Origin of the sequence: Rhodococcus sp. NPDC057529, assembly GCF_042802055.1 — a bacterium.
In the GTDB taxonomy this organism is placed as follows: Bacteria; Actinomycetota; Actinomycetes; order Mycobacteriales; family Mycobacteriaceae; genus Rhodococcus_F.
On record NZ_JBHVEY010000026.1, the window covers coordinates 105,048 to 117,447 of the forward strand.

Below are 12,400 nucleotides of genomic sequence, written 5' to 3' on the forward strand. Positions count from 1 at the left end.
CCCCGGCACAGGGTGCGCCGGGGACGCGGGACAACCACAGAACCCCTATTTGTGCAGGTAAGACCATATAATCGAGGAGTCTAATTCGGTAGCGGGACTGACCAACTCGCTCGACTCTGGAGGATTTTCTGTGGCTGATGTGGCGACTGCTGTGACGGTGTTGGATGCGAATGGGCGGGCCGGTGTTCCGTCGTTGCTGATCTCGGGTCCGGGTATGGGTAAGTCGAGTCTGGTGCGGGGGTTGGCGGCGTCGGACGGGGTGCTGTGCGAGACGGTCCTCGGGTCGTTGCGTGAACCGGCCGACTTCGCTGGCCTGCCGGTGGTGCGGGAGCACGGGGTGACGTTGGAGGCTCCGGACTGGGCGAAGCGCATTCACGCCGCCGGTGGTGGCTATCTGTTTCTGGACGAGTTGACGACGAGTCCGCCTGCGGTGCAGGCGGCGATGCTTGCGGTCGCGTTGGACCTGAAGGTCGGTGATCTGCAATTGCCGAATCGAACGCGGGTGATTGCGGGTGCGAATCCTCCCGATTGTGCTGCCGGTGGATACGAGCTGGAAGCGCCCTTGGCGAATCGGTTCTGCCATGTGGAGTTCACTCCGTCGGTGGACGAGTGGTTGGACGGTATGGCGACAGGGTGGGCGTCGCCGCCCGCCTCGCGTGCGGTGGCGACGGACGAACAGCGCGTGGCGCTGGTGCGTAGTTCGATCACCGGATATGTCCAGCGCAACCCGGAAGCGTTGGACGCCTTCCCGTCGTCGGCGGCGCAGACCGGGGGAGCGTGGCCGTCGCGGCGCACGTGGGCGATGTTGGCGGCGGTGTTGCCGCATCTGCGTGACGACGACAACGCGGCGATCAATGCGGCGGTGTTCGGGCTGATCGGTGAGGGGACCGGTGTCGAGTTCCTTCAGTGGCGCCGCAATGCCGATCTGCCCGACCCGGTGGCGGTGATCGAGAATCCGGAAACGGCGTTCGACTGGCAGTCGCGTCCGGACCTGGTGTGGGCAGTTCTGTCGGGTGTGACGGCGTGGGCTGCGGGGCGGGGCACCGTCGAGGCGTGGCGCAGCGCGTGGGGACCGCTGATCGCGGCGGCGGAAGCGGGTGCACCTGATGTGGCGGGCGCGGCGGCGCGGACGTTGGCGAAGGCCCGGCCCGCCAAGGCTGTGGTTCCGGCTGCGGCGAAACGGTTCTCCCCGATGTTGGTGGCTGCGGGCCTGGTCGGTGAGGCGGCGTGAGCGCGGTGCGGGCACTCGCACCGGACGAGTTGCGCGCGTTTCGGTTGGCCCGGTTGGTCTCTGCCGAACAGATGCCGTACTTCATGCGGGCGTTGTTCGCGGCGCAACCGGTGGCTGCGCCGGGGCTGGGCACATTCGCGGTAGATGCGCAGTGGCGGCTGTATCTCGATCCGGCGTTGCTGGTCGGTGCGCACGCGTGGCCGGTCCCGGTGGCGGGTGCGGTCCTGTTGCACGAGGTGGGGCACTTACTGCGGGCACATGCCGCGCGCGCAGAGTTCTTGCCGAAGCCGGTCGCGCATCTGGCGTGGAACTACGCCGCCGATGCGGAAATCAACGATGACCTTCTCGCGGCCGGGGTCGGACTGCCCGACGGGGTGATCACCCCGGAGTTCATCGGGTGCGCATCGGGCGGCGTCGCGGAGGACTACTACACGAACCAGCTGGATCCGTCTGCCCCGTCCTCTCCGAACGCACCCGCGGACGGCGATGGTGATCCGGGGTGCGGCTCCGGTGCCGGGTGCCCTGCCGTGCCCGGTGAATTGGGTGCGGCCGGAAGTGAGGTCACCGAAGGTCTCGACGGCGCGGAGGCCGACCTGGTGCGGCGGTATGTCGCGCAGGCCGTCCGGGAGTCTTCGAGAAAGGGGCGGGGGAGCGCCCCGGCCGGGTTGGCGCGGTGGGCCGCTGAGGTACTGGCACCGCCGACGGTGGCATGGGATCGGTTGTTGCGTGCGGTGATCCGGCGTGCCGTGGCGGATCAGGCGGGGCGGACGAACTACACATATTCGCGACCCTCGCGGCGCGGAATCCCGGGCATCGTCGCTCCGGCGATGCGCGGCCCGTCGATCACGGTGTCGATGGTGGTCGACACGTCGGGATCGATGTCGGCAGACGATCTGGATGCGGCGATGAGTGAGGTCGCCGGGGTGCTGCGGGCTGGCGGTGTGGCACGTGATCGGGTGCGGATTCTGGCCTGTGATGCGTCGAGCACCACCGCGCAGCCGGTTCGGTCCCTCGCGGACGTGACACTGATCGGCGGCGGCGGCACCGACATGCGGGTGGGGATCGCGGCGGCCAACGCTGCGCGCCCGCAGCCGCATGTGGTGATCGCCGCGACGGACGGGGACACGCCGTGGCCGGATCGCCCGTCGCGGTCGCATCTGGTGTGCGCGGTGATCGGCAGCGACACGGCGGCGGCACGTACACCGTCGTGGGCGTCGACGGTGTCCGTGCCGGTCGGCGCGGAAGCACGCGCATGAGCGCGGCAGACGGCGGCGACCTGGCCGGTTACGCCGACCGGGTGTTGGCCGGTACCGGGATCACCGCCCACCAGGTCGCGGAGGTGGTGGCAGGCACGGCGACCGATGCGGCGGCAATGGCTCTGCGCGCCGGTTGGCGCTGCGCCGCGTACCCGGTGCAGGGGCGCGACGAGGAGCGGGGAGCGGTATGAGCGTGGAATGGTTCGACCTCGCTCAGCGGCTCTATGCCGCCGAAACCCGGTCGCCGGTCGCTCGGCTCACGCACACCACATTCGTGCCGTCCACGGCGGCGCTGGCGGTGCGTGCGGTCGCCCGTGGTGGCAGCACCGCCGTGGCAGCGGCCGGGTTCGGCGGCCCCGAGGAACGGGCCCGCGACATCGATGCCCTGGCACTGCTGGCCGCACACGGCGGCACCCTTGTGGGGCGCGGCGACCCGGCACCGTTGCTCACCGACGACACCGGCACCCTGCCAGCACTGCTGACGCTGGCGCGGGCGCACGCACACCACCCGGACCCGCAGGTGGCCGGCGCGGCGGCCATGGTGGCGTGGTGGGCGGATCGGGCAGACCATCCCGGCACCTCGGCGGTGGTGAATCTGGTGACCGCGTCGTCGGCGCGGTACGTCCTCGGCACCACCCCGGACGCCGAACGGTCGGCGACCACGTTGCGGCACTGGTTCGGCATCGGCGATGGCAGCGTCAGCGGGTTGCACGAGTGGGCCGCGACGATCGGCGGCGGACCGCTGCTGCCCCTACTGGCGCCGATCCACGAGGACGACCGCTATTGCTGGGACCGCGCGCTGTCGGCAGCGACAGCCGGGCACGACTGGTCGCGCCCGGACACCACCGCCAGCGCCGCCATGGGACTGCGCACCCGATGCGATGCCGCCGACCTGAAAGCTGCCGCCCTGCTCGATGATCCGCTCTGGCGGCAACGCGCAGTCCACACCGGGCACGTGGCGGTCGGGGTGGCCTCGGTGACCCCGCCGCCGACCGGCACGCGTCGGCGGGGCGTATCGCTGTCGGTGACCTGCGAGCGGCTCGATTCACGGTTGCGTCTCGGATCCGAGGTCACCGGCTGGATGGGCACCCCAGCGGACACACCCGTCGAGCGGTTCTGTGCCGAGGTCACCTCGGCACACGTCGTGGAGGGAAAATTGGTCCTGCATTTCGGCTCGGTCGGTGCACACGCCCCCACACCGGGAGCACGGGTGTGCGTGATGCCGAGGTCGCCGTCCCCGCAGACGATGCGCGCGGGTCGGGGTCGATACTGGCGGCTCTACCGTGCCCGCCGTTCCTGGCTCTCCACCGGCCACACCCCGGTCGCTACGCGGCGTGAGGTTCCCCTCGACGTGCTGATCGCAGGCGCAGAGGACTAACCCCAACGGCCCGCCCGCACCGCCACCCACAACATCATGCTGCACAACACCTTTCGTGAAAGGTCGCACCCTCATGCGCATCCTCGCCCCCCGCCCCGACAACCCCCACCCGGCACCGGCGAGCGCACCGGCACCCAGGCCCAGCGCGCCACCACTCACGAAGTGGCCGGGATCGCAGATCATGTCCGACCCGATCACCGCCCGTGTGCTCTTCTCGGTGTGGTCGGGTGATCCCGCCGTCGTCGTCCCGTCGCCACCCGGTGCAGGCAAGACCCGACTGGTCGCCCTCCTCGCGGCAGCATTGGCGCACCGCGCGGATCTACGGGTCGGCATCGCGGCCCAGACCCGCGAGCAGGCAGTGGAGATCGCGCGGCGCCTGGGCACCCTCACCGATCGCGCGGCACTGATGTGGAAAGCGAAACCGCCGAAACCCGACAGCGGGCAGACGCCCACGGTGTCGGGACAGAAGGTGCGGTGGCCCGGTAAGGTGGGCGCGATCCTGATCGGCACGACCGCCCGATGGCTGTTCTCGGACCCCGACCGCGTGGCGGCGGACGTACTCGTGGTCGACGAATCCTGGCAATGCACCTACGCCGATCTGGGCGCCCTCGGCGCCATGGCCCGGCAGGTGGTCTGCGTCGGCGATCCCGGTCAGATCGATCCGGTGGTGACCGGCGACGTGTCCCGATGGGACGGCAGCGATACCGCCCCGAACCTGCCGGGACCGATCGCACTGCAAGCCGCACACGGCGACGCGGTGGGCGTTCACCGGTTGCGCCACACCTGGCGACTCGGACCCGACACCACCGCCCTGATCGGGCCGTTGTTCTACCCCGACCTGCCGTTCACCTCCCGCCGACCACCGGAGCACCTGACCGACGCAGGCGCAATCGTGCCCGAGCTGGCGCACCGCCCGGTCACGGTCTGCGGCGGCCCGTCCGATCCGGCGCTGGCGACCGCGTGCGCACAGCGGGCGCACGAATTGCTCGACACCGTGCTGGTCACCGCCCAGGACCAGCGACCGATCAGCGCCGCCGATATCGCGGTGGTGGTTCCCCACGTGAGCCAGGCGGCGGCGATCCGCGCCCTGCTATCCGATCACCCGGACGTGCTGGTCGGCACCGCGAATTCACTGCAAGGGCTCGAACGTGCCGCCGTGGTGGTACTGCATCCGCTGGCCGGATACCGCACCGCCGAAACTTTCAGCCTCGATCCGGGCCGCGCCTGCGTGATGCTTTCGCGCCACCGCGCCCACATGAGCGTCGTCATCGATGACGCGAGCACCGACGTACTCGCCTCCACCGAACCCTCGACCGCGCACGCCACCAATACCGCCCTGTTGGCCGCGCTGCACCGCACTCCCACTGTGTAGCAACCCATCACAACGAAAGGGGATGTGGGCAATGCCCGACGACATCATGACCGAGTTCCGCGCAGAACGGCTGCCGGACATCGACTGGGACGAAGCGCAGCGAAGGGGAGCGATGCACTTTCGCCGCCGAACTGTACGGCGCGGACTGACGGAACCGGCGACTGGAGGGGTCCGTCCAGACCTGTTCGGCCGGCGGTCCCCGGCACCGGGTGCGCCGGGGACCGGGTACTTCCCGATTCCCGTGCGGTCATCACACGTGTTCCTGACCGCGCGATTTATGCGGGTCGATGTGCGTGAAATGTTGTGGGCCGATATACGTGAAGCTGTGCGTGAAGTTGTGCGTGGCGGCAGGCGTGGTGCAATGCGTGCTGGCATACGGGAGCAGATGCGTGTGGTTCGGCGATTACGTCTGTGGTTGGAGGCCGAAGGTCCCGGAACTACGCGGCCGAAGCAGGGTTGGCCAGTGGCCGTCCCGGAGTGCAGCAGACCAGTTCTAATCTATTTCGTCCGCATCGAATCCGTCCACATCGACTGGAATCTGCAGTCCTTCACCTCGCCGAGTACCGGAGCATGTGCACATCTGCCCCTGTGCGCCTCAGAGCGCGCGAGTGTCGATCTGTCTGAGGGACAGGTGGTGGTGGCTATCGCATCGGGTGTGCTGAGAGCCGTGGTCCCCGTGGGCGGGGCCCGGGGGACACCCCGAGGGCTGCGAGGGGGCGCCGCTCGTCGTCCGGCAGTGCGTTGGCTCGCCACTTTTTCACTGCCCGGTAGAGCCATTGGCCTACCTGTTCACCGTCGGCGGTGACATAGTTTGCGGGGACGTGTGCGTCGCCGTGTTCTTCGCGGTAGGCGGCGATTTCGGTGAGCATCCGTCGCCGCTTACCGTCGGTCGGCGGCACGGCAGGGAGCGGCGTGCTGTCCCCGGTCGACACGAAGCCGATCGCATCGAGTTGCGTAATGCGTTGCGGCGGCAGGGCGCCGAGCATGCGGGCCACTCGCTGGCGGTCCTGCCAGCGTCCCAGTCGGAAGCCGTATTCGGTGACGTAGTCGGCGGGCATCACGAGTGCGGGGTGATGGCAGTGAAACTCGGCGTCGAGCTGCAGAGGTGAGGCCGCCGGCCCGGTGTGCTCGCATCGAGATCACATCCTCAGGTATGCCGTCCACGTGTTGTCCGGTAGTCGTGAAGTCAAAGTATGTCCGCCTCGTTGACGATCTGTCACGGAAGTCGACGCGTGTCGGATGGCAACCTGTGCACAGGTCGTGACAGCTGGTGGAACCCAGAAGCTGATCGACAGCGTGCAGGACCATTCCGCGCTCGCGCACCGGCCCGCCGGGATCGGTGGCCGCCCCATGCAGGGAAGCGCCCTCCCCGTTCTGGCGTCGGCCTGATCACGGTGTGCCTGCGGCGATCTCGGTGCGCCGTCGTCGCCGGTTATGTCGTAGTCACGCCTCGAACGTGCGGACCGGTCAGAGGTTCCAGAGTCGGAGCAGCGCGGCCCGCAGGCTGGCGGAGACGATGCGGTGGTCGGTGCGCAGCCGGGGACCCGGGTGTCCGAGGTCGGCGAGCAGTACTTCCGCGTCGGTCACCGCGATCGGCTCCAGGTCGACCCGGGTACGCAGGTGGTGTGCCACCGCTGTGCGGGTGTGGGGGATCGCGATCGGGTCGGAGTCCACGACCGCGGGCGGGTAGAGCCATTCGTTGTCGGCGGTGACCTGGAGCAGGACGTCGCCCCGCTGGAGCCGGCCGCGGCCGCGGCCGGTGGGGGTGTCGATGCGGAACCATTCGAGCTGGTATTTCGCCGCCGGACCCGCGGACGTACTGTGGCGGCTGGTGTGGGCTGCGCGCTCGTGTTGTTCCGCGGCGCCGGGCTGGTAGTGGGTGATGTGCCACAGGAACATCCGGGTTACCGGGGTGGGGAGGAAGTCGGGTTCGGCGCGGTTGTGGCCGCCGATCCCGGGCAGGGGTACGGTCCGGCCGATCTGCCAGATGGCGGTGGCGTTGTCGAGGAACAGTTGGTCGACCTCGGTGATCTCGTCGATACCGTCGATGAAGGTCCGGACGGCGGCCACGATCTCGGGATCATCGGTGATGACCACGGCCTCATCCGCGGTGGTGGAGCTGTGGGAGGCGCCTGCGGGGCCGATGACCGCCCACCTACCGGTGGCGATCAGGCCTGTGTGCAGGTTCGGTGACGATAAGACCCGCACCCCGGCGGCCACGTAGTGCGCGAGTGCGGCGGGGGAGGTGGCGTGGGCGCGCACCGCGGCTCGTGAGGCGTTGACGACGAGGACGTCTCCGGCGCGCAGCGGCAGCAGGTCGGGGGCGTCCTGGCCGAGGTAGGCGATCGCGGCGTGCCGCGGTCCGCGCGTGCGGATGGCGCGGGTGATGTGCGGCCAGGGGGTCGGCCCGTGGAAGGTGGTCCCCATACGGGGAAAGAGTAGTGGGATGGTCACTGCGGCCTGAACCCGTTGGCCTGCGCATCAACTAGAGGTCACTATCTCCCTCGAGGTGCGGGTGACTGCTGGAGAAGGTTTCCGCAGCACTCTTCGAACTTCCTCGGGCACCACACGTGTCGTCTTGAGATGCTGCGAGCGAGTGCGGGATCCGGCTCGGCGCGCGGGAACCGGGGGGGTTCAGGCGGTGGGCTGGCGTCGGATGAAGTCGGCCATGCCGGGGACGGTGAACGCGATGCGACCGTGTTCGGGGGACCAGATCAGGCCCTTTTTGATGGCGGAATCCCGGACATCGCTGACCGCGGTGGTCGCCACCCCCATGGCTGCGGCGACCTTCCCGGAGCGGGGTGTGGGTTCCCCGGTTTCGGCGATGGCGCGCAGGTACCGGCGTTCCCGGTCGGTGGCCCGGGTCCACCGGGACGGGAAGAACCCGTCGTCCAACGCTCTACGGCCTTCCTCCACGGCGAGGTGGGCGTCCTCGGTATCGAAGGGGGAGGCGGGGGCGGTGTGCCAGATCGCCTTGCCGAACTCTTGCAGGAAGTACGGGTAGCCGCCGCTGGCTTCGACGACGATCTCGAGGGCGTCCGGGGTGAACGCACCCCCGTGGGCCTCGACCGGGACCCGGAGCGCGTCGGCGGCATCGGTGGGGGAGAGCGGTCCGATGGTTCGGTAGGAGAATTGCCGTTCGGCGTAGGAGCGGCTGTCGGCGAGCACCGCCGGCAGGCTGGGCAGTCCGGCGCCGATGACGAAGAACGGCCATTCTCGTTGGCTGGCGCGGTGTTGCACCGCGAGCAGGGCGCCGAGCAGATCGGGGTCGAGGTCTTGCATTTCGTCGATGAACAGTCCGAACGCGGCGCGTTTCTTGCGCATGACGTCGCTGATCGCTTCGACCAGCTCCTCGAGGTCGAGGTCGATGTCTCCGCTGGCGGCCCGCCCGCCGAGGGCGAGTTCGATCTTGGCCGGGCCCAGGCCGACGCCGAGGGTGAATCCGCGGGCGAGGGAGACGAGGTCGTCGATGACCTTGTGGAGTTGATGTTTGCGGCTGAAGCGGCGCAGACCGACGGCGAGTTCGTAGCCGAGGCGGGCGCGGACCGCGGCGATCCCGGCCTCGTTCGGTCGGGCCTCGATGGTGATCGCCAGCCAGCCCTGCCGCTCGGCGTGTTCGGCGAGGGTGTTGAGCAGGGTGGTCTTGCCGACCCCGCGGAGCCCGGAGAGCATCATCCCGCGGTCGTAGTTGCCTGCCTTGCTGCGGGTGACGAGGAGTTCGAATTCCTGGCGTTCCCGGTCCCGGCCTTCCAGCGCCGGGGGTCGCAGGCCCGAGCCGGGTTTGAACGGGTTCAGCGCGGGATCCATATCGACAACTATAGACATTTATGGGAAAGGTTCCATAAACTTCTATAACTTCCCATAGTGGCCGCGGGCGGCCGGTCCGGTCTGGCTTCCTTGCAGCAGCAGTAGTGTCGGCGGACTTCCTCCCTCGCAGGGGGCCGCGGGTCCCGTAGTTCTTCGGCGGAGACGGGGCGCGGTGCGCGTCGGGATCTCGGAATTTCGCTCGAGGAGTGACATCGAGCGTGTGGGACTGGGCTGTAGATGATGCCGACGTTCGAACTCCTACACGTGCGAAGTGATCGCCAGGGTGTCGCCCGTCGCGCCTCGACATGTCCCCAGCACCGAGGCATCGTGCGCCACCCGGGCCAGAAACTGCGCCAACGCCGCGCCACCCAAGTGAGAAACGCGCCAGATCAGCCTAGAGCCAATACGGTCTGTCGCCGAATCGCGAGGTACATTCGCACGGCTCTCGAATTTGGTGGGGAGTGGGGGAGTGGCAGCATAGTCGCAGTTCAAATGGGATAAACAAGTTGTCGATGAGTGGGGAGCGGGGCACCCGAAGCGGTACTGAATCGGGTTCAAAGACACTCGATCAGGCCGGTAGCGCGCGCCTATGTCGGCGGTGCCGGTCGGTCGTCATCGGCACCGCAACGCCGAGGTGCGGACACTCCCCTGACACCTCGGCCCGGAAATCTCACATCCGTATTGGTCTCGACCGCCTGCCCGACGACCTGCTCTCGCCCGAAACCGCGGCATCGGGTCCCTGCGTCATTCTGTTTTCGGATCGAAGGGCGTCGGGATGTCGATGCTCCGACCGATCGACGGCGCTCTTATCCGGGCCGCCACGAGAGTGCCGTCCCCGTGTCGGTCGGCGCGCCTCAGGCGTCTCAGGCGGCTATCCGCCTGAGACTGACGGCAGCGATTCAGCCGCCCCGGCACCCGGCTGGTGTTGACGCGGTACACACAAGACCGCGCGGCGCCGTCACTGCCGTGCGAACAGTGCCTCGATGAGCGCGGTGGCCGATGCGGTCTTCGCCGCCGTCTTCGCGGTGTTGGTAGCGGTGGCGGTGTGGCCGGCGAGGGTCACGGTGGCGGTGAAGCGGAGTGCATGCGCGGGCCCGTCGGTGCGGAACTCCCACTCGGGCGGGGCCTGATTGTTGTTCTGGGCCAGGCTCATCAGCCAGGCGGTGGGGTTGGAGAGTGCCTTGGATTTCTTTGCCCCGTCCAGATTCAGTGCGGCCGGCGTGGTCGTCCGATGCGGTTCGACGGTCTTGGCGGGCCCGGAATCCTGTGGCGCCGGTGGGGGAGTCGTGGGTTGCGTGGACGGCTCGGTGGTGGGCCAGTCCGGTTCGGTGTCGGGGTGGTCGGTGCCGGTCAGCTGTGCGCGCAGTGCCGCCCAGAGGGCTGCTTGTTCGGCGGGCTTCTTCGCCGCGGCGGTGGTCCAGGGTCCGCGGATGCTGCGGTGGGTGGCGCGGGCGGCGAACAGTGGGTGGTGGTCGGCGCCGTTGCGCCGGGTCTCGAGGTCGGTGGGGGGTTGGTCGGGGTGGGTTTGCCGCCACACCGACACCACGCTCGGGCCCATCTCCGGATGGGTGTCGGTCAGGGTGTCGAGGACGCGGAGTTGGATCGGAAGCCAGGTGGGGTCGGCGGCGTCGATCAGGACCGCGACGTCCGGGGTGGTCAGCAGGTCGGCGTCGACGCGGCGGGCGAGTTCGGTGGCGATCTCGTCGCGAAGTGGTGCGGCGGCTGCGGTTTTGAGGACCTTGTGGAAGGTGCGGGCATCGAGGGCGGTGAGGTCGCGTGCCGCCTCTTGGATCACGTGGCGGTGGTCGGCGTGTTTGAAGTGGTTCTTCTTCGCTTCCCGGGCGGCGCGGGTGCGCCGGTTCAGGTCGGCGCCGAGGGCGGCGAGCTGATCGGGGGTGTAGGGGGTGGGGGAGTGGTCGAGGTGGGCGAGGATGATCCGCTGGTTGATCAGGTCGGCCACCCGCCGCAGCGGGGAGGTGACGTGCGTGTAGGCGCTGAGGCGAAGGCCGTAATGTCCGTGGACCGTCGGATCGTAAGAAGCGGTACGCAGCGTCGACAGCAGCCGCCCGCGGAGTTTCGCGAACAGGTCCGGGTCACCGGCCGCGGCGGCGATCTCGTTCATCAGCTCGTCCGTGCTGCCGGCGACCGGGTTGGGCCGGTGGTTGCGGAACAGGATCGGCAATCCCTGCTCCACACACCACAACGCGACGGCCTCGTTGGTGGCGATCATCAACTCCTGGACGATGACGTAGGCGACGGTGCGCAGTTCCGCGGCGATCGCCACGATGGCCCCGTCCTCATTGGCCGCCCAGCCGCGGGTGAGGTCGTAGAACGCCAGCGCACCACCGTCACGGCGGGCGCCCAGCAGGGCCTGCGCGGCCGCATCCGCCGCAGCCAACTGGGCGTGCAAGGGATGTGCCGGGTCGGTCAAGATGCCGAGCACCTGCGCGTGATCGACCGGCACGCACCGGCCCGACGGGATCTGTCCACGCCCGGCGGCGGTGTCGATCAGCCGGCCGTCGGTGGTGAGGGTGCCGGTGACCCGCAGACTGGTCCGCGCGGCTCCGGTGGTCAGGGTGGCGGCCTGTTCGGCGGTGTCGCCGAGCATCGGAACGGTGCGGCCCGGCAGGTACCGGGTCTCCGCCCGCAGGAACGCCTGCTCGTCGGCAACCGACCCCAAGCCGACGCCGTCGGCGACACCGGCGATATGAACCTCGACCGCCCACCCCCGGCCACCGGCGAGCGGGGTAACGGAGAAGGCGTCGTCCCGGTCCCGCGCAGCCGCGGAGTCGATCATCAGCAGCGTCGACAGGTCGGTCGTGGTCGGTGATGCCATGGTCGCTTGCCCCCTTGATTCACTACAGTCTTCGACGATAACCGGCTCCGGACCCTGCGGGTCGCCGACACACGACGCCCGGGCCAACCCCCAGGCAGGTGGCGTTTCTCGTGCGAGGTCCCCAGGGACTGGTGTGCGGTCAGCATTGCGGGGTGTCACTACCCGGCCGACGAGGTGGACGGTCTTGGCGGTGATTCTCGCGGGGCAGCACCAGTGGTCACGATGAGGACGCCGAGCCCGTCATCTGGCCGAACACGCGATGATGCTCCGCAATTCAGGTCCCCCGGTCTCGTGGGATGTCCTGCTCGACGTCGACGTCTCCGAGCCCCCGGTCCTGATCGTCTGAGGCCCCGTCCGCGAACGGTCACACCGCCGGCCCGCGCGGGGCCTGTGATTACGTGGAGTGGCCCGGTGCGTCGGGCACCTGAGTTTCGTCAAGTGATCTGGCCCCAGTGATCGGCATGAATTGCGGCCCCACTGGTGGGGGTCAGGCGCGTTTTCGGTGGTGGGTCTTGCTGGT

9 protein-coding genes and 1 pseudogene are annotated in these 12,400 nt (G+C 69.0%); 6 read left to right on the top strand and 4 right to left on the bottom strand.

Annotated features, from left to right (window positions below; translation table 11 throughout):
- The first annotated feature begins 130 nt into the window (after positions 1-130).
- The 5 genes from ACFU5V_RS35975 (at position 131) to ACFU5V_RS35995 (ending at position 5,237) form a co-directional block, all read left to right on the top strand.
- Positions 131-1,231, top strand: a complete 1,101-nt coding sequence (locus ACFU5V_RS35975) for an ATP-binding protein (RefSeq protein WP_378705291.1) — start codon at positions 131-133, stop codon at positions 1,229-1,231.
- Entirely contained in the window at positions 1,228-2,487 is a 1,260-nt protein-coding gene (locus ACFU5V_RS35980; protein ID WP_378705294.1) for a VWA-like domain-containing protein, read from the top strand. Before ACFU5V_RS35975 ends, ACFU5V_RS35980 begins: the two co-directional genes overlap by 4 nt.
- On the top strand, positions 2,484-2,678 hold the full coding sequence (locus ACFU5V_RS35985; RefSeq protein WP_378705297.1) for a hypothetical protein: 195 nt from the start codon (positions 2,484-2,486) through the stop codon (positions 2,676-2,678). The genes ACFU5V_RS35980 and ACFU5V_RS35985 overlap by 4 nt, the downstream gene beginning before the upstream one ends.
- Positions 2,675-3,865 carry a hypothetical protein gene (locus ACFU5V_RS35990; protein ID WP_378705300.1) on the top strand — a complete coding sequence of 397 codons (1,191 nt, stop codon included), beginning with the start codon at positions 2,675-2,677 and terminating at the stop codon, positions 3,863-3,865. Before ACFU5V_RS35985 ends, ACFU5V_RS35990 begins: the two co-directional genes overlap by 4 nt.
- Positions 3,866-3,938: 73 nt before the next feature.
- Positions 3,939-5,237, top strand: coding sequence for an AAA family ATPase (locus ACFU5V_RS35995; RefSeq protein ID WP_378705303.1), 1,299 nt, complete (start codon positions 3,939-3,941; stop codon positions 5,235-5,237).
- Between the two features lie 641 nt (positions 5,238-5,878).
- On the opposite strand, the pseudogene ACFU5V_RS36000 reads toward ACFU5V_RS35995, so the two are convergent.
- A pseudogene (locus tag ACFU5V_RS36000) lies at positions 5,879-6,371 on the bottom strand (helicase associated domain-containing protein).
- Positions 6,372-6,476: 105 nt separating this feature from the next.
- Here ACFU5V_RS36000 and ACFU5V_RS36005 point away from each other — a divergent pair.
- The gene (locus tag ACFU5V_RS36005) at positions 6,477-6,626 is read left to right on the top strand and encodes a hypothetical protein (RefSeq protein ID WP_378705306.1); all 150 of its coding nucleotides are present in this window, start codon (positions 6,477-6,479) and stop codon (positions 6,624-6,626) included.
- Positions 6,627-6,704: 78 nt separating this feature from the next.
- Here the strand turns inward: ACFU5V_RS36005 and ACFU5V_RS36010 are convergent, their stop codons facing one another.
- The 3 genes from ACFU5V_RS36010 to ACFU5V_RS36020 form a co-directional block, all read right to left on the bottom strand.
- The gene (locus tag ACFU5V_RS36010) at positions 6,705-7,664 is read right to left on the bottom strand and encodes a phosphatidylserine/phosphatidylglycerophosphate/cardiolipin synthase family protein (protein ID WP_378705308.1); all 960 of its coding nucleotides are present in this window, start codon (positions 7,662-7,664) and stop codon (positions 6,705-6,707) included.
- A 207-nt stretch (positions 7,665-7,871) separates the two neighbouring features.
- Positions 7,872-9,044: an AAA family ATPase gene (locus ACFU5V_RS36015; protein ID WP_378705310.1), complete on the bottom strand. Its 1,173-nt coding sequence runs from the start codon at positions 9,042-9,044 to the stop codon at positions 7,872-7,874.
- Positions 9,045-10,002: 958 nt separating this feature from the next.
- Positions 10,003-11,880, bottom strand: coding sequence for an RNB domain-containing ribonuclease (locus ACFU5V_RS36020; protein ID WP_378705312.1), 1,878 nt, complete (start codon positions 11,878-11,880; stop codon positions 10,003-10,005).
- Between the last annotated feature and the right edge of the window lie 520 nt (positions 11,881-12,400).